Source organism: Desulfosarcina widdelii (assembly GCF_009688965.1).
Taxonomy (GTDB): domain Bacteria; phylum Desulfobacterota; class Desulfobacteria; order Desulfobacterales; family Desulfosarcinaceae; genus Desulfosarcina; species Desulfosarcina widdelii.
In genome coordinates this window covers 5,967,712-5,991,478 of record NZ_AP021875.1, presented here as the reverse complement: position 1 = coordinate 5,991,478, position 23,767 = coordinate 5,967,712, and the positions used below count along the sequence as shown (strand labels likewise).

Sequence of the window (23,767 nt, the reverse complement as noted above, 5' to 3'; positions counted from 1 at the left end):
TTCAGCTAACACTTCCCCCTGACGGGTGTGTAGAGGACTCTCACCTCCAAGTGGGTGCGCCCTGCCGGGCGCACCAAAATAAAACGGCCGGGGATTTCTCCCCGGCCGTTGTTTTTCCAGTTCACCGAATAGCGTTTACCTTTCTACCACCACCACCATCTGGACTGGTAAACCACGGTTCTGGTTACCGATGTCGCATTACCGGCCGCATCGGTGGCGGTCAGGGTGATGACGTTGGTGCCATAACTCAGGCGAATCGCGTAAATCGTCCAATGCTCCGTTCCATTGGCTACGCCGCTGCCGCCGCGATCATTTTTCCAGGTGACCTGTGTCACGCCCGTATCATCTGACGTGCTGCCGGACATACTGATATAGAACCGGCTGGTGGTTACCGAGTCACGGTACGGGGAGGTGACGGTCAGAACGGGCGCCGAGGTGTCCGCTTCCTCTTCCGTGGACCCCGTAACGACAACCTGGCAGGTGTCCAGATCCTGCAGGCCCTGGCTGTCCGTAACGGTCAGCTCGAAGGTCAGGGTCTGCATTTCTTCTTCGATCTCCAGGGCAACGAAACCGGGTTGGCCGGCGGTGGCATCGGACAGTTCCACCGGGGTGCCTTCGGTTTGGCGCCAGCGGTAGGACAGGTCCGTATCGCCGTCGGGATCCGTAGATCGGGTTCCGTTTAGCGTAACGTCATCGCCCGAACCGACCTGCTGGTCTTCTCCGGCATCCGCCTGGGGCGGTGTATTGACCCAGGCGACGGACACCAGGCAGGAATCGGTATCCTTAAGCCCACCGTCATCGGTAACCGTGAGTTGGAAGACCAGTGAAGTGCCTTCGGAGTCGATGTCCGGAGCGGTAAAAGAGGCAACTTCGGATAAGCTCCCCGATAGGGTCACTGCGGGACCCTGAGTCTGTTGCCACTCGTATTGGACAATTCCATCGTCCGGATCGGAGGAACCGGTGCCGGAAAGAGTGACGACATCGCCTTCATTCACGGTCTGAGCCTGGCCGGCATTGGCGGCCGGCGGCTCGTTGACCCAGGTTACGTTCACGATGCAGGTGTCAACGGTGGTCTCGCCGCTATAATCCGTCACATGGAGTTCGAACACCAAGGACACCCCTGATTCGTCCACATCGGGCGCGGTGAAACTGGCTTGTCCCTGATTCGCTCGGCTCAGCACAACCTCGCCTCCCTGAATCTGATACCACTGGAATTCGGCAATGCCGTCATCGGCATCGGTGGAATTGAGCCCGTTGAGCGTGACCGCCTGGCCCTCGTCCACCTTTTGGTCGGGGCCGGCATCCGCGACAGGGGCCTGGTTTATCGGGCTGATGGTATCGGCGGTAAATGTTGCCTGCAGGCTGTGGTCGACAGTGACATTACTGAATGTATAGGATTCGATGGCGCCCTGGGAAACGCTGTCCACCAGAACGTCCGCTATTGCGTAGCCGCTGTCCGGGGTGATCGTAACGGTTGTGCTGCCGCCATGCTCGACGCTGGTGGTGCCGGCTGGAGACACACTGCCGTTTTCTCCCGCGGAGGCGGTGATCGCATAGGTGTTAGCGGAAAAATTGGCCGTGATCGTATGATCGGCGTCGATGCTATCGAAGGTATAGGAAGTGAGCAGTCCCTGGTCCACGCCGTCAACTACGACGCTGGCCACACTATAGCCGTCGTCGGGAGTGATCGTGAAGGTCTGGCTGCCACGCTGAACCACTTCGGTGTCGCCCACGGGATTGATATCGCCGTGATCTCCGGCGGAAGCGGAAATCCAGTATGTATCGGCGGTAAATTCCACCGTGATCGTATGATCGGCGGCAACCTGGCTGAATGCGTAGGACGCGATGGCGCCCTGGGACACACCGTCGACCAGGACATCTGCGATAGAATACCCGCTGTCGGGAGTGATGGTGAACGTCTGGTCGGCATCCTCGGCAACCGCCACGCTGCCGCTGGGTGAGATGCTGCCGTTATTGCCGGCTGCGGCTGTGATGGTGTAGGTCGTTGTTTCGGACACCGGCGTTTGATAGGACACTTCTTCCGAATCGGCGCTCTCCAGGTCGCCTTCATAGGCCCGTACAACAAAATAATAGGTAGTGTTCCAGTCCAGGTTGTAGACTGTCCCCTGGGTATCGGAGCCGGTCCAGCAGGGCTGGCTGTATTCGTAGGATTCACCTTCCGTGCGTTGGAAGATCCGGTACCCTTCGGGGGTGGGGTCGTTGGGGTCCCAGGATATTGTCACTTCAGCGGTCTGGGGTACGGTATAGGTATCCGCGGAAAAACCGCTATTGGCGGATAGCAAGATGGCGCCAATGGTAAGCAGTATACATACGCAGTTCAGCAACGGGTTGAAAGACCGTTTGGACATACTTCAATCCTCCGAGATTCGTTAAATTCGACAATCGGTGAATCCGCAGAGGATGCATCCGTTTGCCTTCGGTAGCCCTGCTGCCCTGTCTTCCCGGCCGGAGAAGATTTAGGCCAGTGGCTTTGCGTCCCACCCTTTCGAGTGGTTTGCCGTTATCGAGCATTGCGGTAATACTGTATTATCGAGGGATATCAGCAAATACAGTACCAAAATAACGACCGACAGATAGATCAAAACTCAACATATTGTTTTCACATCGATTTCGATCTCATTTTTTAGTAATCGAGGTACCAATCGTGGAGGCAAACCATTATTCAGTCCGTGCAGAAAAAGTAACGCTGGCGATCAATGAAAGTTCAATTCTTGCGCATAAGGGAAAACGGACCCGCACGCGCAAAAAGGGCTTCCTTTTCCGAGGACTGACCGGCACCGATTCCCGCCGCTATCTTGACAACCCGGCACCACCGTGAGAATGTGCGACTGATCGTTTCCAATCAACAATCATCGGAACGACGGATGCTTCGGACATGGCCACCTTTCCCACCCGACAATTGACTGTTCTCTTTGCCGACATCGCAGGCAGCACCCGTCTTTATGATACTTTCGGGGGGTCGAAAGCCCGGGAGCTGATTGCCGAATGCCTCTCCCATTTAAAGCGGTTGATCCAGGCGAACGACGGCACATTCATCAAAACCCTCGGGGACGCTGTTATGGGAACCTTCCCGACGCCCGACAACGCCGCCGAAACCGCCAGGCAGATGCATGAGGAGATCGCTTTCGATTCGAAGATGATTCAGGCCAACATCCATCTGCGGATCGGATTCCATCACGGGGATGCAATCTGTGAGTCACAGGACGTTTTTGGAGACGCGGCCAATGTGGGCGCGCGCATGGTCGAACTGGCCAAAAGCGATCAGATCATCACCAACAAAGAAACCCTTGTGCAGATGAAGTCGGATCTGAAGCGCATGGCGCGTATCGTCGACCGGACCCGGGTTCGGGGGATGGACGATATCATGGAAATCCATGAACTGGTCTGGGGCAAGCCGGAACAGATGACCATGTCCAGTTCCTTCACCGAAGAGATGATCGCATCCCTGACCTCAAAAAAGGATTTCCTTCAAATCCGATATCTGCAGCAACGCATCCTGGTGGACCACGAACGGCCGATCTTCACCATGGGCCGAGGTGCTGCCAACCATCTGATCATCGACGACCCCATGGTCAGCCGCATGCACGCCCGCATTGAACTGCAGCGCAACCGCTTTTTGCTGATCGACCAGAGCACCAACGGCACCTTCCTGAAAATGAATGCGGATGAACCCATTTTCCTGCGCCGGGACGCCATCCAGTTGGAAGGCGAGGGCCTGATCCGGTTGGGTAAAAAAATCGGCGAAGATGAGCAACTGGCGGTGCGGTACAAAATTCTATAGATCCTTGCCGGCTGAAAATTAGCGCCCGCCAGAAAAGCGGGTAAAAAACGAAGACGCAAACAATTGTATATTTTGGCTTAGTTAGTGCCAGTCCAGAAATAGGAAAATTTGGTCGAGATCTCCCATTGAAGATCAGGCGGGACAGGAAAGCACGCGACCAATTTTAGCTCGGGTTTTATGCCCTTGGGGTGCATATAGTTGATATTCCTGGGATATAATTTTTCGCGCAGCAAAGATATCGGCCAAGGGCAAGATTGGATTGACCATTTCTGAATGGGCACGAATACGGTAAAACGAGAAACCACAACCAATACAAGGGGGAGAAAAGATGAAAGTTAAAATCGACAGCCAGTGCATGGGAGACAGAAATTGCAACAACCTTTGCCCTGAAGTGTTTGAATATGACGAGGATCAACTCATGTCTATCGTCAAGTTCGATGTAATTCCGGAAAAGTATGAAGCTGTCGTTCGCCAGGCGGCCGCCGAATGTGGCGCGGATGCCATCACGATTATCGAAGACTGACCGCCGTTTCGGCCTTTTTCAGTAGACTGGACCCCAACGTTGTAAAAGCCGGGGCGATTCAGAGCCAAGGCGTCAAGGGTGCCGCCGTAGTGATCTACTGCAATCCCTTGGCAACGCCGGATCTGGATTGCTCCGGCTTTCCCGTAAGGGGAACAACATGAGACAATCATTGTTTTTCCGGCAACTCACATTCGATAGTTTCGCAAAAAGTCGGAACCCGTAAGTTGATGTCATTCTGGCGTATGCCGGAATCCAGTCATTCCAATACCTTCTGGATGCCGGATCGAGTCCGGCATGACGAGTCTGGGACTTTTTGCGGGACAATCACATTTGGTGCATTACTAAGACGCCTTGTGGTTGTTATTATTTATCTATATTTTCAAACGGTAACAATAATTTTCGCATGTTGTTATGCAACGATGGGGTGGATTGAATGAGCGGCATCCTCCCCGCACCGCGGGCGGTTTACCGCTCCTTTTATTGGTCTTCCGATCAAAAAATTGAAATCCGCGATATTCGGATCTTGTTTAGGAGATATTTGTATGGTGGCGTTCAGGGAAAGCCGTACCGCTAAAAATTTATTGATATCCTATGCTTTCGAATCCCAGGCAACCACCCGCTACACCTTTTTTGCCGATCAGGCAGCCAGGGAAGGCTATATTCAGTTTGCCGGCATTTTCAGGGAAACTGCCGGCCAGGAATGCGAACATGCCTTGCGCTTTTTTAAATTTTTCAACGGCGGGGAATTGGAAGTGACCGCCAGTTTCCTGACTGGCGTGGTCAAGGATACAAAGGCCAATCTGGTGGCAGCAGCGGAGCTGGAGAAATATGTCCACAGCAGCCTGTATCCTGGATTTGCTCAGGTCGCAAGGGAGGAAGGGTTGGTTCGGGCGGCCGACGTCTGGGACGCCATATCGGTTGCTGAAGTGCGGCATGAAGAGACATTTCGGGAACTGGCCGAAAATATGGCCACGAATCGCGCCTTCCGCCGGGAATCCAGCTGTACCTGGCGATGCATCAACTGCGGATATATTCACCAGGGCAGCGAGGCTCCGGAAAAATGCCCGGCCTGTGTACGTCCGTCTAACTACTTCGAGGTTTTTGACCCCAAGTATTGACGGGCTCGGAAACACGACTTTTTACGAGTCCATCAAGTATGGAACACTGCTGACCGTGTCTACGACGAAAAGCAGGCTGTTGCCTCTCAGCGGATCTCCCGCCAATGGCGGCCTTCCAGATCCAGCCCCAGCTGCCCGCCGGGATTCATGATGTTGTTGGGATCGAAATGGCGTTTGAGCGCCCTGAGAACGGCCATCTGGGCCTCGCCCAGGTGAGCATCCATCCAGGGACTGAAAAGCTTGCCGATCCCGTGGTGATGGGTGGGAGAACCGCCGAAGCGTTGAAAGGCGTCCAGGATCTCATCCTGAAATGCGGTGTAGTCGTCGATGTCCCTGGCCCGGGCGATGAAGATAAAGTAAAGGTTGGTTCCCTGGGGATAGAAATGAGATGCGTGGGTCATGCAGATCGTCGCCGGCCGCAATTTGATCACCGCCCGCACCCCCTGGTGCAGTTGGTGAATCCGATCCCAGGTTACGGCGGTATCCAGGGTGTCTATAAGAATCCCGTAATCGTTGAGATCTTCCCTTAAATATGGATCCTTGAAGCGTCCCGGCTCCCACTTCCGGGTGGGATAACCGGAAAGGTAGAGCCCGTTGAAACGCCGGCAGATGGCCTTGGCGCAGCGCTTCACATTGCGGGCAAACCGCTTTTCTCCTTCGGCCGTGGCGATCATCAGGCAGCGCTTGTAGGGCGGGTATCCCCGCAGGCGCATGAACCGGTCCAGCGGCGTGCCGTCGATGCCGTAGAGCTTCAGCCCGATGTGAGTCTCTTCCTCGTCGGAGATGCGAAAGACGGCCGGCATACCGAACTGGCCCTGTGAAATTTCGCGCCCCGCATCCACCGCCTTTTCCCAGGAAGGAAAGATAAAGCTGAAATAGCGCCGATTCTTGGGCAGATAGCGGAAAATCTTCAGGGTGACTTCCACCAGCACACCGAAGCAGCCTTCGCTGCCGATCAGCATGCGGTTGACCGAGGGTCCGTTGGCCGTTGCCGGGAAATCGAGGGTCTTGAGGTCTCCGGACGGCGTGACGACCTCCTGGCTGATCACCAGGTCACCGGCATCGCCGTAGTAGGAGGACATCTGCCCGGAACCCAGGGTGACCACCCAGCCCCCCACCGTCGAGTATTCGAAGGATTGCGGGAAGTGGCCGCAGGTATACCGGTGGCGGGCCTGAAAGCGCCGGGGGGCCTCGTTCAGCGCCGCTTCGTAATCCGGCCCCATGATCCCCGCCTGCACGGTGGCGGTCTGGTTGGTTTCGTTCAACTGCACCACCCGGTTCATATGGGTCCCCATCACCAGGGTGATCCCGCCTTTGGCGGGCCGCAGCCCAAAATTGACCGAACTCCCACCCCCGTATACGACAACCGGTATCCGCTCCCGGTCGCAATAGGCCACCAGTTGGCGGACATCTTCTTTGTGGCGGGGGTGGACCACCAGATCGGAAACGGCCTGGACTTCTCCCTGCCGCAGCCGCAGGGACTCTTCCAGCGTCTTTCCCGTGGCATATTTCAGCCGATCGTAGCTTTTTGCGGAAACGTTTTCGTCGCCTACGATCTGGCGGATGGCCGTCACCTGCTCGGGAGAAACCGCCTTGGCCGGCCGATCGAAAGCCACTGGCCGGCAGCCGTCGTCGATGGGCACTTTAAAGTGATCGTCGGCCAGGCTGAAGGCCTCCTTGAGCAGGCGGTACAGCCGGGCATTGGGATGTTTGTAGGCGTGCGGATCGCCCCATTTAAAAATCGAACGAAAGGACCCCTTCGGTGGTGCGGCTTCGATCCAGTTGGGTTGCGGCCCCTTTTGATCTCCCATGGCAATCTCCCCGATATAAACATCCGGATGCTGCGCAGCGGTTCGGCCGATTCACCGGTTTTCATGCGGTGGGAACGGCACGGTGAACCCTGCTGGTAAGAGGTCTTACCAGTTGACCGGTCGTCTGTCAATGCGTCGACAAATGGTAGTGGGGGAAATTTACCGTTTCAGGAACTGCGCCGGGTATGGTAAGGATGATCGAAAATTCAAAAACAAGGAGCGTTGTGTATGCTGCCCAGGTTTTCCAATGAAGTGTTGTCCCGTGGACCCAGCGCCATACTGCCGCAAAATTTAAACGATTACTGGTTGAAAACCCTCCAGAAACACTGTGACGACTTTCTGGACCGAAACTTTGCCGTGGATCAATGCACCGAAACGCTGGATACGGGAGACCCGCTACTTGTGGCCTGCATCCACGAACTGCTGCAGTACGACCGCCCCGCCGGACCGGAACTGTCGGCCGGGGACCTGGCTGAAAATATCACCGTCTATGCCCTTTCCATCACCATGGAAACCATCCGGCGGTCGTCGCATATCGAAATGTCGGCGCCGACGCTGGACAATCTACTCTCCATCGACAGAATCGTGGCCTTTGGCAAAATCAACCCGGAGTTCGGGGAGTTTCTCCAACGGGCCTGCATTCTCCCCGAAGACGAATCGGCCGGCGAAAAAAATTGGTTCCAGCGGCTGAAAAAAAAGATCATTGATCAGTTCAACGCCGCCTGATTGACCAGAGGTCTCCGGCGAACCGGTTCAGCAGGCAGCGATTATCAAACCTGATAAACGCATATGCCGCGTGTCAGGCGGGTTCGTAAAAGCTTTTCAGACCACCCATGGCCACACACCCGAAAGGAAGCCGCTCCAACGAAAAACTGCGCCTAAGCAGATGTCACTTCCTTAGAACCCCGAGAACTCCCGCCAACAGCAGACGTAGCAGGAAGGCTTGCGAATCCTGAGGAATGAAGCATGACGCCGATATCGGGTTTCTTACGAACCCGCCCCGTCAATCCTGATGTCCCACCCGGTGAAGCTTGATAATATTGGTGGATCCGGATTTGAGCCCCATCCCGATCACCAGAACGACCAGATCGCCTTTCTGGACGCACTCTTTACCGATGAGCAGACTCTCGCTGGATTCCACTAGGCGGACGGCATTCTCGATGTCGGCAATGAACATCGGGGTGATCCCCCACAAAAGGGACAGGCGATTGTAGGTACTCATCCTGGAAGTAAAAGCATACACCGGTTTGGACGGACGCTGCTTGGAGATCTTTTTGGAGGTGCTGCCGGAGACGGAAAAAGCGATGATACAGCGGGCATTGACCTCATGCAGGATGTTCACGGCGCTCTGGGCCACGGCTTGGGTGACCGGGTCCTTCTGATCCGTTTCATGGTGCAGATTCACTTTGAGAAACGGTGAGGTTTCGGCCTGCTCGGCAATCTTGGCCATCATCTGTACGGCTTTGACCGGGTATTTCCCGGAAGCGGTCTCGCCGGAAAGCATCACCGCGTCGGTCCCGTCGAAAATCGCATTGGCCACGTCGGAGGCTTCGGCCCGGGTGGGGATGGGATTGACGCTCATGGTTTCCAGCATCTGGGTGGCGGTGATCACCGGTTTGTTGCCGCAGATGGCTGCGGAAATGATCTTTTTCTGGATAATCGGCACCAGTTCCGGCTGCATCTCCACGCCCAGATCCCCCCGGGCAACCATGATGCCGTCGGCCGCATCCAGAATCTCGTCCAGATTATCCACCGCCTCGGGCTTTTCGATCTTGGCGATCACCGGAATCGCCACGCCCTGCTTTTTCATGATGGCATTGATGGCCTCCAAATCTTCGGCGGTGCGTACAAAGGACAGGGCGAAGTAATCCACGCCGTTTTGAATACCGAAATTCACATCCCGGATGTCCTTCGTCGTCAGCGATGGCGCCGAAACCTTTACTCCGGGCAGATTGATACCCTTATGCTCCTTCAGCCAGCCGCCATTTCTCACCTTGCAGAACACGGTGTCGCTGCTTTTGGACTCCACCTTCAACCGAATCAGACCGTCGTCCAGAAGAATACTGTCCCCGGACTGGACATCGGCCGGCAGGCTCGCATAGGTGGTCGAAACCATCTGATCGGTTCCTGGCATCGATTGGGTCGTAATGGCAAAATCCGCATTGCGCTTTAAACGCACCGGTTCACCGTCTTTCAGTTTGCCCACCCGAATCTTGGGCCCCTGGAGATCCAGTAAAATGGCCACCGGCCGATTGAGCATGCGGGCAATGGAGCGGATGTTGCGGATCGCTTCGGAATGGGTTTCGTAGTTGCCGTGGGAAAAATTGAGCCGGGCCACATTCATTCCCGCGGAAACCAGCTTTTCCAGCATTTCACGGGAATTGGTAGCCGGGCCGATGGTGGCCACGATTTTGGTGCGAATGGTCATGTTCAGCCCTTTCTTGCCTGCCGCAAAAATGCGGCGCCCGGCGTTTTGGAAAAACAGGGGTTGTCGAAAGCGGTCGCGCGAAGACGGCACGCCAAACAATCCGGACAACGCTTTTGCGATGGAGCGTACCGCAAACAGGTCGGGCAGTAAACTTTTATGAATGGTAAGCGGACTTTATCGAAGAATCAAGGAAAAATCGAAAGTAACTTCAGACGAAAAATGGCCGGCATCGGCCTCTATTTTCAAATTGCCCAATCGCTCATTGACAACCTTTGAGCGACGAGATAGCAGAAATTGCAGGCGTCGGTTTTTCCATCGACCGGCTATTTATCCCAACAAAGTGATCCTTTGATGTCTACCCGTAAACCGCACAGCCCGAACAGGGGGCTCAACTGTCTTTTTACCATTTCCAAACTGGCCGACCGGCGGCAGGTATCGCTGACGACCCTGCTTGAAAGGACGGCGACCGAATTGCCGAGAGCCCTTCGTTTTCCCGAAAGCGCCTGCGCCGCCATCCGCATGGATACCACCCAGCGCACCAGCGAACATTTCCGGCAAACTGACTGGATGGTCTCCGAGGCGATTACCGTTGGGCAGAAGCAAATCGGCGTTGTGGAGATCGGGTATCTGGAAAACCATTACCCTTCCGAAAAATCACTTTTCCTGGACGAAGAACGCCAACTGCTCGCTCTGGTCGCCGAAATCTTGGGGCGGGTAGCGGCGCGCCACCGGACCGAAACCGCCTTTCAGGAAAGCGAGGATCGTTTCCGTTCGCTGGTGGAAGGATCGCTGACCGGCATCTCCATCGTCCAGGACGACGAGGTGGTCTATCAGAACCCGGAACAGGAGCGGCTGCTCGGCCCCCTGCCGCGAGCCAACAAGCTGCTGGACCGGGACAGCATTCATCCGGAAGATGCCGACAAGGTCGAGGCGTACTATCGCCGGCTCGTATCGGGCTCGCAGCTGCCTTGCGATATCGATTTCAGGTTTTATCTTCCCGGAGAAAATCCGTCCGGTTCAGGGGTCAAATGGGTTCACTGCCGTGCGGTGACGACACGGTACCGGGGGCGGCAGGCCCTGCTGGTCAACATGATGGACATCACGCCGGCCAAAGAGATGGAGCACCTGCTGCGCATCCGCGACAAAATGTCCTCTCTGGGGCGGGTGGCCACGGGCATCGCCCATGAAATCCGCAACCCCTTGTCCGGCATCAACATTTATCTCGATACCCTGGAAAAATGCTATCATCGCCACGCGGACGAAAAGGCGGTCGCCATCCTGGCAAAGCTGCGCTCGGCCTCCCGCAAAATCGAATCGGTGATCAAACGGGTCATGGATTTTTCCAAACCGGGGGCTCCTCGACTCATTGCCTGCGATCCCAACCGGCCCGTGCGCGAGGCCATCGACCTCTCCCGGGTAGCACTCAGGAAAAGCGGGGTCCGTCTCGAAACCGAAACCGCCGAAAACCTGCCCCAATGTCTGCTCGATCCCACCCTCATCGAAGAGGTGGTCCTCAACCTGATCACCAATGCCGCCGAAGCACTGAAGCACACCGAAACGAATAAAACGATCCGGATCGCCTCGTTGCCGGGGCCGGACAGCGTGCGGATCGTCGTTTCGGATTCCGGGCCGGGCTTTCCCCAGGCGCTGCAGTCGGCCATTTTCGATCCGTTTTACACCACCAAAAACGGCAGCACCGGCATCGGCCTGAGCCTGAGCCAGCGCATCGTCGCGGATCATGGCGGCCGGCTGACCGCCGATCCGGCCGGAAAAGACGGCGGCGCGCAGTTCACCATCGACCTGCCGCTACCCGGAGAACCGCTTCCAAAATGAGACCTTTCGCCATCCATGTCATCGACGATGAAGAACTCGTCCGGGACAGCATCGCAACAGCCTTTGCCGACGCCTATCGCATCGAAACCTTCCCATCGGCGGAACCGGCCCTGGCGGCCATGCAGGCAAGCCTGCCGGACCTGGTGCTGCTGGACATCGGGCTGCCGGGCATGGACGGGTTGCAGGCCCTGGAGGAGATCTACCAACGGCATCCCGGTCTGCGGGTCGTCATGATCACCGCCTTCGAGGAAATCGACACCGTTGTCCGGGCCATGAAACTGGGCGCCTACGACTATGTGGTCAAACCCTTGCAGATGGCCGGCCTGGAAGCGACGGTCCGCAATGCACTGGAAAGCGTGCGGCTTCAACAGGAGGTTCGAACACTCCAGCAACAGTTCCTGCAGGCCCATATTCCCTATTTTATCGCCCAGAGCGATGTGATCCAGGATGTCATGACTTTTGTCGGCCGGGTGGCCCAGAGCCCGGACACACCCATCCTGATTCAGGGCGACACCGGTACCGGCAAGGAACTGGTCGCCAGCACGATTCACTACCAGAGCCCCAATTTCAGAGGGCCGTTCGTCACCGTCAACTGCGCGACCATCCCCAGGGATCTACTGGAAAGCGAGATGTTCGGCTACGAAAAGGGCGCCTTCAGCGGTGCCGGGGCCGGTAAACGCGGCCTCGTGGAAATGGCCGCCGGCGGGACTCTTTTTCTGGATGAAGTCGGCGATCTCAGCTTGCAGGCCCAGGCCAAACTGCTGCGGTTTCTCGAACAGGGTGAGTACTACCACGTGGGGGGCGTCCGCCTTCAGACGCTGCAAACCCGGGTGATTTCGGCTACCAACCAGGATCTGGATGCCATGATAAAAAAGGGAGAGTTCCGCAAGGATCTTTACTTCCGCCTGGGAGTGGTGGAGGTAAAAATTCCCTCCCTCAACGCCCGACCCGACGACATACTTCCTTTGGCACGCCATTTTATGGTCGAATTCGGCGGGAAGTTCGCCAAGTCGATCACCGGGTTCTCTTCCGCGGCGGAAAAGGCCCTGCTGAGCCACGACTGGACGGGAAACGTGCGGGAGCTGAAAAATGTTATCGAACGGGGGGTGCTGACGGCTGCGGGACCGACCCTGACGCCCGCCGATCTCGGTCTGGAGGCCTCCCCCGAACCGTTGGAATCATGCACCCTGGGCTTTCCTCCGATACCGCCGGACGGCCTCGATCTTACCTCCCTTACAAGGTCCGTGGAAAAACATTATATTGAAGCGGCAATGAAAATGGCCGACGGCAATGAAAGCCGCGCGGCAGGCCTGCTGGGCCTCAACCACCACACCTTCCGCTACCGCCGTAAAAAGATTCTTTCCGGCGATTCCTGAACTCCGCCGGCCTTTGTCCATCCTTTTTCGAAAAATTTCGAATCCCGTTTCTAAAATCCTCTACTTCATCGATCCACCCCCTTCCACTAATATCATAACATTCTGATATTTAGCTGTTTTATTTTCTTTATCGCCTGGCATAGATGCTGCTCTTCCAAGTTGTAGGGTCGATATTCAAAGCATTTATTTCAGGAACAACACAGCTATCGGGCAAATTGACCTTTGATTGATAGCACTACCGAGAGAGTGACGATGGACCTGCTCACCAGGTTGCGAAACAAAAACATTCTTCTGGTCGATGACGACGAGTGGATCCGCGATTCCATGGGGGCATTCTTCGACAGTGAGGGGTGCTTTTTCAACGCCGTGGAAAACGCTGAAGCCGGGATCGATGCACTCCGGGAAAAAGAATATGACATCATCATCGCCGACTACCGGCTGCCGGGGATGGACGGGTTGGTCTTCTTCGATCGTATCCGGCGCTTTCCTGCCGCCCCCCTAAAAATCCTGATCACCGCCCATGGCGATCAAGCACTGGCGGAAAAAGCTTTTGCGGCCGGGGTGAACGACTATATCGCCAAACCGTTTCAGATGCAGGACATCGAAACGTCTTTAACCCGCCTGATGGACGGGAGAAATAAATAACCCGGTTTCAACCAATCGAAAGGAGGCAGCATGGATGCATTGATTATCGTGGTTCTGGCATTTGCCGGATACATCGTCATGTACAACCTTTACGGCCGGTATATCGGCAGGCGGATCTTCGCCCTTTCGGGCGAGTCCCCGCCCCCGTCGGTCTCCATGGAAGACGGTGTCGATTACGTGCCGACCAAAAAAGAGGTCATTTTCGGCCACCATTTTACTTCCATCGCCGGAACGGGCCCCATCGTCGGTCCGGCCATCGCCATCATCTGGGGATGGGTGCCGGCCCTTCTTTGGGTTTTTATCGGAAGCATCGTCATGGGCGCGGTCCACGATTTCGGCGCCCTGATCATCTCCATGCGCAACCAGGGGAAATCCATCTCGGACTACACCTCCAAGTACATCAACAGCCGCACCCGCTTTCTCTTCTTCCTGATCGTATTTTTGGAGCTGTGGATCGTCATTGCCATCTTCGGGCTGGTGATCGCCATCATTTTCGCCATGTATCCCCAGTCGGTGCTGGCCGTGTGGGTGGAAGTACCCATCGCCATGGTGCTCGGATACCTGGTGTATAAAAAAGGAATGGGAGTCATGGGACTTTCCATCTGGGCCATCCTGCTCATGTACCTGGCCGTCTTCATCGGCCCGTACCTTCCCATGAAAATGCCCGCCATCGCCGGCATTCCGGCCACCGGTGTGTGGACCATCATTCTGATGGTCTACGCTTTCTTCGCTTCGGTCCTGCCGGTCACCGCCCTGCTCCAGCCGCGGGACTTCATCAACTCCCATCAGTTGGTCATCGCCATGGTCCTGCTGATCCTGGGGGTGCTGGCGGCCGCCTTTTTCGGAGGATTGGAAATCGTGGCTCCGGCGGTTCAGGCCCAGCCGGCCCAGGCCCCGCCCATGTGGCCCTTTTTGTTCATTACCATCGCCTGCGGCGCCATTTCAGGCTTCCATTCGCTGGTCTCTTCGGGCACCTCGGCCAAACAGGTCCGCAGCGAAGAAGACTCGCTGTTCGTCGGCTACGGGTCCATGCTCATGGAAGGCGCCCTGGCCACCTTGGTGATCGTTGCCGTGGCCGCCGGTATCGGCCTGGGATACACCACCAAAGCCGGTGAAACCCTGACCGGCGTCGCCGCCTGGACCACGCACTACTCGTCCTGGGCCGCCGCAGCCGGCCTTGGGTCCAAGATCAGCGCCTTCGTGGACGGCGCGGCCAATATGATCAATACCATTGGCATTCCCAAACAGTTCACTCTGGCCATCATGGCGGTCTTCGTGGCCTCTTTCGCCGGCACCACCCTGGACACCGCCACCCGGATCCAGCGCTACGTCCTTTCTGAACTGTTCACCAGTCTCAAAATGGAAGTTCTGACCGGCAAGTATGTGGCCACCTTTATCGCCGTGGGCACCGCAGGCATCCTGGCCTTCGCCACCGGCGCCGGCGGGAAAGGAGCCCTCAAGCTCTGGCCCCTGTTCGGTGCGGTCAACCAGACCCTGGCGGCCCTGGCCCTGATCGTCATCACCCTGTACCTGAAAACCAAAGGCGGGCTGAAGTGGGTGGTTGCCGGAATTCCGGCCGTCTTCATGGCGGTGATGACCCTGTGGGCGGCCGTGATGAACCAGTTCAAATTCGGCTCTCAGCACAACCTGCTTTTGCAGACAATCAATATTGTGATCATCATCATCGCGGCATGGATCGTCATCGAGGGGGTGGTCAAATTCTTCTCCACCGACGACATCGCCCTGGACGATGCCCGCCGGGTGACATCCGTTTAACGCACCGCTGTCTGGGTCCTCTCCCCCAGCGCCCCGTCCGTTCCATTTGGAACCGAACCACCGGGAACGGGCGGGGCATCGGAGGCGATGGCGATCATCGATGGGAGAGGTTGGTCATTGCAGACAGGCCCGTCGATCTCATAAGGAGCAGAAATGAAAGCCACACTTCAAAAACGGTTTATGCTCATGCTGGCACCGGCGCTGATCGGCTTCAGCTACGTGCTGCTATTGCGGTCGTTGGGCATCCATCCCATCGACGCGGCAACGATGGCCGGTTGGGTGCCCGTATTGTTCATTCTGGCTGTCGTCAGCGCCGCAGCCGCTCCGATCATGGTCCGTACGGCCTTTGCCCATCGCATGCACCGGCGCCGGCAGACATCGGAAACTGAATTTTCACGGTTTCAGAACAGCCTTTTGATCGTTGTCATGGCGACTCCCTATCTGGCCCTGGCCGTATACACCCTGGCCGCACCGACTTTCTATCTGGGCGGCGCGCTGCTGGCCATGCTCTATGCGCTGTATTACCACTATCCGTCGGAAAAAAGGCTGGCGTTCGACCGCCGGGTGTTCCGGGTGCAGTGATGTCCATGGCAGCGCATCTCTTTACCGCCTTATGCAGCCGACTCCGGCGTGTCTGGGGGACCATGGACGAAGTCGCCAGGGGCAAGGCCGTGGAAACCGTCGAATACGAGGTCGAAGAGCTGGAAAACATCTTCGCGCTCCTGGTGCTTGGGGTTTTCGTCGGCATTCCCTCGCCGCCCATCCAGATCACCATGGACCTGATGCCCGAAATGGAGCATGAATGCGCCGTTATGCTGGCCAAGGTGTCAACGGCCCATGATCCGCTGGGAGAACTCTTCTCCGTACTGGATATCGATTGACTGCCATGTCCGAGCTCCCCATCCATTTTTTCATCGGCAAAGGCGGTGTGGGCAAGTCCACCACATCGGCCCTGACCGCCGTTCACCTGGCGGCGACGGGACGGCGAACTTTGCTCGTATCCATGGATCCGGCGCACAACCAATGCGATATTTTCGGGATGCGCTTTTCCGGCAAATCCCGGCCGGTGGCCCCAAACCTCGCGGTGCGGGAGATCGACACCGAGTACTGGATCCGCCGCTATCTGAAAGAGACCCGCAATCACCTTAAACGCACCTACGCTTACCAGAGCGCATTCAACCTGCAGGACCATTTCAACGTCTTGCAGTACGCGCCGGGATTGGAAGAATATGCCCTGCTGCTGGCCTTCGAAGATGTCATACAGGCCGCCGGCGGCCAGGATGCCATTGTCTTCGACATGGCCCCCACGGCCCTTTCCCTGCGGTTCTTCTCGCTGCCCTCCATCAGTCTGGTATGGCTCGACGAACTGCTGAAACTTCGCGGCGCCATCTGCGATAAAAAAGAAATCATCTCCAAAATCAAAATGGGCGCCTGCGAGTTCGAGACCGACCGGGTCCGAAAAAAACTGGACGAACTGATCGCAAGCCATACCCGCCTCAAATCCCGCTTCATGTCTACAAGCACCCATGTGAACCTGGTACTGAACAACGACCGGCTCAGCCTCTCCGAGGCCCGGCGAATCGAAAGGCGCCTGGCCGGCATCGATATTCCCATTTCCCGCATCGTGGTCAACAAGATGGGACCTGAAGAGACGCCGGATGACATCGCCGAAATCTTTCCTACTGAGCGCCTTTCCATGCTGCCGCTGGTTCCCGGAGGCATTCTCGGCCTTGAAGGACTCGAGCAGGTAGTGGCCGGCAATGCCGGCGCCCTCTGCTCAATCGCCGAAGGATGCTGAATTGTAAAAATATACATTAAATCTGGAACATTAATGCGTGGCAGATAGGACGCTGCCCGTTTCCGTCGAAGCGCTGCGCAATTTGTATAATGGTGGTTAAGCATATGATTTAAAAGCTTTAATTTTTATGGAAGACGCTCAACCCATCACAGATGAGCCAGTCCGATTGTCCATCCCAATATCTTGTATTTCCATCACAATCTGGTATGCTGAATCATCTCATACCTAAGCGACCATTGTTGATGTACGTCCCGTCGGATCGCTGGCAGCAAATAGAATTGTAGTTTAAAATTGGTTTTCGAATACCGATCCAATCATAGAAACATACCGAATTTGCGTACATTTCAAGAAACGTTGACTCTCGTGGCGTTGCAATTGTATCCAAAATACCACCACATTCCTGAAGCCATAGTAGGGGAAAAAGGGCAAATGCTATACGGTTGAGAGATAAATCTCCTGTGACTGAGAACTGTTGGCAATAATGTACGATGATGAATGTTCGGGCCTCGTCGAACACTTGCTCATGTCCCGCAATATGGCATTGTTTTTATTTTCGTTCCGAATGCTTAAGGAGTTTACAATGCAAACCGCATTAAGACATGTCCAGCAAACAGGAAACTGGGCAGCATGGATCGTGGCTGTCCGAAAATCCGCGGTGGTCATCTGGCTGCTTTGCCTGTTTTGGAGCCTGATGCTCGCACCTGCCGCAGCCCGGGAACCGATTAAGATCGGCGTAAGTCTGGGACTGACTGGGCGCTTTGCAGTGATGTCCGACGCATTGCATAAAGGGTTTCAAATCTGGGGGCAGCACGTCAATTCCACCGGAGGGCTTCTCGGAAGGCAGGTACGAATTGTCTGCAAGGACGACGGCAGTTCACCGGAGACCGCCCGTAGGCTCTATGGGGAGTTGATCGAAACGGAAAAGGTTGACTTTCTGTTTGCCCCCTATTCGAGCCTGATCACGGAAGCGGTATTGCCGATCGCAGAGCAGCATGGCATCCCAATACTGGTAGCCGGGGCTGCGGCTGACCGGCTGTGGGAGAAAGGCTACCGCAATGTGATCGGCGTCTACACTACGGCCAGCAAATTTGTTGTCGGCTTTATGGAACTTCTGGTATTAAACGATCTGGATGACATCGCGATTCTCTGTGCCGACGACTCCTTTTCGGTGGATTTGGCCAATGGCGCCCGGGACTGGGCCCGGCGCTTTGGACTGAACACAGCCCTTTTCGAAAAATTCAAAAAGGGGACCGAGCGACTCGACAACCTCGTGATCAAGGCCAGAAAATCAGGTGCCAATGTGTTGATTGTATGCGGACACATTAATGAGTCCGTACATATGGCCCAGTCGCTGAAACGCGTCGGATGGCGTCCAAAAGCCCGATACGCTTCGGTGGGTCCTACATTTCCGGCTTTCCGTGACCGCTGCGGCGAAGAAGCCGAGGGCGTCTTCACGACCTCTCTTTGGGAACCTCGCGCCAACTATCCCGGAGCCAAAAAGTTCGAAACCGATTTTATTGCGGCGTATGGCGAAGCGCCTGGCTATCACGCCGGTCTGGCCTATGCAGGTGGACAGGTACTGGCCGAGGCCATCAGAGAGACCGGAAGTATCGATCGGGACAAGGTACGCGCATTGCTTTTCAACCTCGACACCATGACAATAATCGGCCGATTCGGAGTCAATCAGACCGGAAAACAGGTTCGTCAGCAAGCGTTCATCATCCAATGGCAAAACGGGCAGAAAGAACTCGTATGGCCGGAAGCCATTCAGACCGCCAAGGCACGATTTTGACCATGACTTCTGAAGCGCCCATTTTCAATAAATTAACGCTGCGAATGATCGCTCCGGTTGTCCTAGTGGTCTGCGCGGTGGGCATCGGTTTCTATTTTTTTGTACTGCGAACCATCTCCGATTACGCAGAACAGGAAATCCGCGCTTCCCTGGCCCGGACCACCAGGGAAATCTACGACATTTGTGACAGCAATTTCACGACGCTGTTGCAGAGCGGCCAAATGGGCAACGCAAAAATGGTGCGAATCAGGCGGGCGCTGACCCTGGGAGCTATAGAGGATTATGCCAAACGGCACAACCTGCGCATTCTCCTCCGTGAGAGAAAAGAAAAGGTGCTTTTATCTTTCCAGATCGATTCCGCATTACTCGCCAATATCGCCAAGATCCATCAAAAATCGACAACCTGGAACCTGCGGATCGAAAATAAAGTTTACTATTTCCATCATTTTGATTTCAAACCCTGGGTCTGGCACATTGATTTGATAAGCGACACGACACCTTTTACCCCGTTAATCGATCGGGTCAAAGCGATTTATGCGTTCACAATCGTTGTCCTGCTGCTGGGACTTTCTGTCATGATTTTCGCACTGGCGCGAGGGCTGCGCAATCCGGTTCAGCAGATCATCGCAGCCGTTCGTGAAAAGCGTCCTCCTGATTACCGAGGCATCTACGAGTTTGAGTTTTTGAGCCACAATATCGCCGAAATGATGTCCTCGCTGAATTCGCATACCCAATGGCTGGAGCGCCTCTACACCATCGGAACAACGCATCGGGGTAAAAATCTTTTCCACGCCATTGCCAGGGTGATTGCTGAGGCGATGAACCTCAACACCGCAATCAGCAGGGCCGAAGAGCAAGGCACCGGTTTCCGCATCGTAGCAGTTGCAGAGGCAAAGGGCCACAGCCTTAAATTGGACGATCTCGCCAACGGCTTACCCTGCGAATTATTGAATGGCCGTTCAGAACCAACCGTGATCCAGCACGGGGCCACAGAACAATTTGCGGCCTTCAAGGGCATCGTTGCCAACAAACCCGAGTGCTACATCGGCCTGGCCATCTCGGACCGAAATGGCCGTACAATCGGCTGCGCTCATCTTTTCGGAGAGGCCCGGGAAATCAACGACTGGGATATGCAATTCGTTAAAACAATAGGCCGGATGGTGGGCTCCGAGTTCGAGCTGATGGAAAAAGAACGAGACCAGAAGCGGATCAGTGAACAGATGCTTCGGTCGCAAAAGCTGGAAAGCCTGGGTCTGCTGGCAGGCGGCGTAGCCCACGATTTGAATAATGTTTTATCGGGCATTGTAAGCTATCCGGAAGTACTTTTATTGGAATTGCCTAAGGACAGCAAGTACAGAAAGGCAATCGAGACAATACAGGAGTCCGGGAACAGGGCTGCTGCCATCGTCCAGGATCTGCTGACCATAACACGAGGCGTGGCCACCACCAAAAAGCCACTGAACTTAAATGAGTTGGTCAAAGAGTATCTGGATTCACCAGAATTCAAAAAACTTAAAAGCTTTCATCCCACAGTTACAGTTCAAACCAACTTCGACACCGATTTGTTCAATATAAACGGTTCTTTTATTCACATCAGAAAAACAATTATGAATCTTGTGTCAAACGCCTCGGAGGCAATCGAGGGTGAAGGCAATGTTACCATATCGACGATGAACCGTTATATAGACAGACCGTTAAAAGGCTATAACGATGTAAAGACTGGTGAATACGCCATCTTGTCAATATCGGACGATGGTCCCGGAATAGCATCCGATGACCTGCAGAGGATATTTGAGCCGTTTTACACAAAGAAGATAATGGGCAAAAGCGGCACCGGATTGGGCCTGTCGGTTGTGTGGAATGTGGTCCAGGATCATGAAGGTTACGTAGATGTAAAAAGTGACGAGAACGGCACAACATTTGATTTGTACTTTCCGCTAACAAGGGATGAAATATCAGAAAAGGAACTGCCCCTGTCCCTTGAAGATCTCAAGGGAAAAGGAGAGACGATATTGGTGGTTGACGATGTCGAAAGCCAAAGAGATATATCCTGCAAGATGTTAGACACCTTAGGATATAAAACTGTCGCTGCAGGCAGTGGCGAAGAAGCGGTCGAATATCTCAAAGGCAATACTGTGGACCTGATACTGCTCGATATGATTATGGACCCGGGCGTAAATGGTTGTGAAACATACAAGAGAATAATCGCGATTCATCCTCACCAGAAGGCTGTCATCATAAGTGGATTCGCTGAATCAGATAATGTAAAGGAAGCCCAAAGATTAGGTGCCGGCAGATATATAAAGAAGCCGGTTACTCTCGGAAATTTGGGATTGGCCGTTAAGGAAGAGTTGGAAAAATAACAAGTTAGTGCCTATCCAGAAATAGGCAAATTCGGTCGAGATCGAGGCGCACGAAAAATTATACCGGAGGCATATGGTCGATATTCCGAGGATAAAATTTTTCGCGCAACAAAGATATCGGGTAAATTGGCCTTTTCTGAACGGACACAAGTTAGAGACTGTTCTGTACTGCTCTACATAGCCAGGTTCCCCCAAAAAGACAATCGGTTCCCGGGGGCATTCTCGGCCTTTCCGGACTCACGCACGCGGCGGCCGACGGTCCCGGCGCCTTTTGCTACATCACCGATTGAAGTTGAGGCGCTTCCCAGTTTTTGGAACCTATTCTACATCCAGCCTGAATTTACCATGGCCATCTGGCGGCCGGACACCGCCAAAAATCAAAATTGTGGAAAACAGGGCCACCAAAATTAAGAACTCCGGATAGGATCCTAATGCGTTTATCTGGCATTTGCCATCTCGTTTCATACAGTTTTTCGCGCCGCTATTTTAAAGGCCTTCCTGGAATTTAAATTGCTAATCCTTACGGTGAAGTCGGCGCAACCAGAACTTTCGGCAAAAAACGGATTGGCCTATCTGCGACGTAGTGGAATGCGGATGGCGAAAGTGGCTCCCTGACCGGGTTCGCTCTCGACGTCGATGCGGCCGCCATGCTGAGCTACAGCACGGTGGGCGAGAAAAAGCCCCAAGCCGGTCCCTTTACTGCCCTTGGAGGAGTAGAACAGGTCAAAAAGCTTCTCCCGGATCTCGGCTGGCATACCTGGCCCGTCGTCGGTGATGGTGAACAAAACGGCATCCGGCCCGTCTCCTGTCACACGGCAAAGGATTCGATGGGCGTTTTGTCTCCTGTCGGTCATGCAGGCCTCCACGGCGTTTTCCAAGATGGCCACCAGAGCGGCGTGCAGCGTGCCCTCTTCGGCTTCGAGGGTGGTGAGGGCCGGGTCCAAGGTCCAGTCGATGGCGATGTTTTTTCCGAGGCTCTTGGGTTCGATGACGTTGCGGACGTCCTCCACCAGATCGGAGATCGAAACGGTATCGAACTGGGGTTCGCGGTCCTTGGCACAGTAAAGCAAATCAAGGACGACCTTGCGGATACGATCGGTCATGACGCGCACTTTCTCGTAACCGCGCTCCACACGTTCTGGGAGTTTTTTCTCCCAGCCGGTGTTCATCAGGTACAGCCCGGCGTCCAAGCCGGTGAGGATGCCTTTGATGTTGTGGGAGACCGAGCCCACCATCAGCCCCAGCATGGAGAGGTTGTCCTGGAGCAGGCGCAGCTCCGTGATGTCCGTGGCCATCTCCATGACCTGGGTCAGCTCTCCCGCGTTGTTGCGAAGCGGCGTGGTACGCACCAGTACGTTGCGCCGCTCACCGTTGGCGCCGGTCACCACGGTTTCCATTTGATGACTCATGCCGTCGGCGAATGTGTCGGCCACCGGGCATTCCGGGCACCGTTCCCCCCGATTTTTGCATACCCTGAAGCATTTTTTGCCGATGGCGTCCCCGAAGAACTCGGTATGTCCCTGGTTGGTGGCCACCACGTCGAATTCGGGGTCCATCACGGCGATGTAGCAGGGCACCTCGTCGAAGAGCTGGCGGTAGCGCTTCCGGGTGGTTTCCAGCGTCTGTTGGAGCCGTCGGATTTCGGAGACATCCGCGGCCACTTCCATGACGAGTTCGATCTCGTCGCGGCTGTTTCGGATGGGAGCGGTGTGGACGATAACCGGATATCGTTCACCGTTGAGATAGCTGATCCATGCCTTGCACCGCTGTCCGGCGCCGCTTTCGAAGGTCTTCTCTACCGGGCAGACGGTTTCTCGGTCGCTTTCATCGTCCGCCGAACCATAGACATCGCAGCTGTCCTGGCCGACGCGGTTCCCGAGCCGCTCCAGGTAGAGCCGGTTGGTGGCCACGATCTTGCGATCTTTGTCGTGGACGGCGACGAAGCAGGGCATTTCGTCGAGGATGCTCAACCCGGTGACCAGGTCAGCGGCGATATTGCCCATGGCAGCCGTCATTCCCTCCACCGCTTGTCCCACGGCGCTGAGACGCTCCATTTCCACCAGACGTGAAGCCTGCTGTTCGACCAGGTGCTCGAGATTTTCGGTGTGGGCGCGAAGCTCGCGGCGCATGGTAAGCCTCTCGCTGGCCCGCTTCAATGCGATGTCCATGATGTCGGGATGAACAGGTTTGGTGACGAAGTCCGTGGCCTCGTGTTTGATGCTTTCGATGGCCAGATCGAGATCCCCGTGCCCGGTGATCATGATTACTTCCGTATCCGGGTTCTGAGACTTGATGCGCTTGAGCAGTTCGATGCCGTCAATGCCAGGCATCTTGATGTCGGTGAGCACGATGGAGGGCCGGTGATCGGCGAAAACAGCAAGAGCCTCTTCCCCGTCAGCAGCGGTTCGCACGTCATAGCCGGCATCGGCCAGGGATATTCCCAGCACAGTGCGAATACCTTCTTCGTCGTCTACCAGTAAAACCTTTTCCTTGCCCATGCGC

18 protein-coding genes and 1 riboswitch are annotated in these 23,767 nt (G+C 55.4%); of the genes, 14 read left to right on the top strand and 4 right to left on the bottom strand.

The genetic code is table 11. From position 1 onward, the window contains the following. Positions 1–143: 143 nt before the first annotated feature. Positions 144–2,369, bottom strand: coding sequence for a PKD domain-containing protein (locus GN111_RS27395; RefSeq protein WP_155306796.1), 2,226 nt, complete (start codon positions 2,367–2,369; stop codon positions 144–146). A 67-nt stretch (positions 2,370–2,436) separates the two neighbouring features. Beyond that, a riboswitch (cyclic di-GMP riboswitch) is annotated at positions 2,437–2,530 on the bottom strand. A gap of 366 nt (positions 2,531–2,896) precedes the next feature. Between GN111_RS27395 and GN111_RS27390 the strand changes: the two genes are divergently transcribed. The 4 genes from GN111_RS27390 (at position 2,897) to rbr (ending at position 5,443) form a co-directional block, all read left to right on the top strand. Next, positions 2,897–3,802: an adenylate/guanylate cyclase domain-containing protein gene (locus tag GN111_RS27390; RefSeq protein WP_155306795.1), complete on the top strand. Its 906-nt coding sequence runs from the start codon at positions 2,897–2,899 to the stop codon at positions 3,800–3,802. Between the two features lie 328 nt (positions 3,803–4,130). Continuing rightward, on the top strand, positions 4,131–4,325 hold the full coding sequence (locus GN111_RS27385) for a ferredoxin (protein ID WP_155306794.1): 195 nt from the start codon (positions 4,131–4,133) through the stop codon (positions 4,323–4,325). Then, on the top strand, positions 4,289–4,486 hold the full coding sequence (locus GN111_RS33465) for a hypothetical protein (protein ID WP_170302485.1): 198 nt from the start codon (positions 4,289–4,291) through the stop codon (positions 4,484–4,486). Before GN111_RS27385 ends, GN111_RS33465 begins: the two co-directional genes overlap by 37 nt. 381 nt (positions 4,487–4,867) lie before the next feature. Next, entirely contained in the window at positions 4,868–5,443 is a 576-nt protein-coding gene (gene rbr / locus GN111_RS27380) for a rubrerythrin (RefSeq protein ID WP_155306793.1), read from the top strand. 86 nt (positions 5,444–5,529) lie between these two features. On the opposite strand, the gene GN111_RS27375 is transcribed toward rbr, so the two are convergent. After that, complete coding sequence (locus tag GN111_RS27375) at positions 5,530–7,254, bottom strand: FAD-binding oxidoreductase (protein ID WP_155306792.1); 1,725 nt, start codon at positions 7,252–7,254, stop codon at positions 5,530–5,532. Positions 7,255–7,482: 228 nt separating this feature from the next. On the opposite strand from GN111_RS27375, the gene GN111_RS27370 reads away from it, so the two are divergent. After that, positions 7,483–7,980, top strand: coding sequence for a hypothetical protein (locus GN111_RS27370; protein WP_155306791.1), 498 nt, complete (start codon positions 7,483–7,485; stop codon positions 7,978–7,980). Between the two features lie 277 nt (positions 7,981–8,257). On the opposite strand, the gene pyk is transcribed toward GN111_RS27370, so the two are convergent. Then, a complete protein-coding gene (gene pyk, locus GN111_RS27365) occupies positions 8,258–9,772 on the bottom strand; it encodes a pyruvate kinase (protein ID WP_231715577.1) in 1,515 nt (504 codons plus the stop codon). Between the two features lie 261 nt (positions 9,773–10,033). On the opposite strand from pyk, the gene GN111_RS27360 reads away from it, so the two are divergent. From GN111_RS27360 to GN111_RS27320, 9 genes are all read left to right on the top strand, one after another. After that, positions 10,034–11,515 carry a two-component system sensor histidine kinase NtrB gene (locus GN111_RS27360; RefSeq protein WP_155306790.1) on the top strand — a complete coding sequence of 494 codons (1,482 nt, stop codon included), beginning with the start codon at positions 10,034–10,036 and terminating at the stop codon, positions 11,513–11,515. Next, positions 11,512–12,891, top strand: a complete 1,380-nt coding sequence (locus GN111_RS27355; protein WP_155306789.1) for a sigma-54-dependent transcriptional regulator — start codon at positions 11,512–11,514, stop codon at positions 12,889–12,891. Before GN111_RS27360 ends, GN111_RS27355 begins: the two co-directional genes overlap by 4 nt. Before the next feature lie 252 nt (positions 12,892–13,143). Further along, positions 13,144–13,536, top strand: a complete 393-nt coding sequence (locus GN111_RS27350) for a response regulator (RefSeq protein WP_155306788.1) — start codon at positions 13,144–13,146, stop codon at positions 13,534–13,536. 30 nt (positions 13,537–13,566) lie between these two features. Further along, positions 13,567–15,312, top strand: a complete 1,746-nt coding sequence (locus tag GN111_RS27345; protein WP_155306787.1) for a carbon starvation CstA family protein — start codon at positions 13,567–13,569, stop codon at positions 15,310–15,312. A 153-nt stretch (positions 15,313–15,465) separates the two neighbouring features. Next, entirely contained in the window at positions 15,466–15,894 is a 429-nt protein-coding gene (locus GN111_RS27340; protein ID WP_155306786.1) for a hypothetical protein, read from the top strand. A gap of 5 nt (positions 15,895–15,899) precedes the next feature. Beyond that, on the top strand, positions 15,900–16,193 hold the full coding sequence (locus GN111_RS27335) for a DUF7990 family protein (protein WP_231715576.1): 294 nt from the start codon (positions 15,900–15,902) through the stop codon (positions 16,191–16,193). 5 nt (positions 16,194–16,198) lie between these two features. Continuing rightward, the gene (locus GN111_RS27330) at positions 16,199–17,110 is read left to right on the top strand and encodes an ArsA family ATPase (protein ID WP_155306784.1); all 912 of its coding nucleotides are present in this window, start codon (positions 16,199–16,201) and stop codon (positions 17,108–17,110) included. A 580-nt stretch (positions 17,111–17,690) separates the two neighbouring features. Beyond that, positions 17,691–18,902 (top strand): amino acid ABC transporter substrate-binding protein, encoded by a 1,212-nt coding sequence (locus GN111_RS27325; protein WP_170302484.1) that lies wholly within the window; start codon positions 17,691–17,693, stop codon positions 18,900–18,902. Further along, positions 18,863–21,265 (top strand): ATP-binding protein, encoded by a 2,403-nt coding sequence (locus GN111_RS27320; protein ID WP_170302483.1) that lies wholly within the window; start codon positions 18,863–18,865, stop codon positions 21,263–21,265. The genes GN111_RS27325 and GN111_RS27320 overlap by 40 nt, the downstream gene beginning before the upstream one ends. Positions 21,266–21,834: 569 nt before the next feature. On the opposite strand, the gene GN111_RS27315 is transcribed toward GN111_RS27320, so the two are convergent. After that, positions 21,835–23,763, bottom strand: a complete 1,929-nt coding sequence (locus GN111_RS27315) for a hybrid sensor histidine kinase/response regulator (RefSeq protein ID WP_155306781.1) — start codon at positions 23,761–23,763, stop codon at positions 21,835–21,837. Between the last annotated feature and the right edge of the window lie 4 nt (positions 23,764–23,767).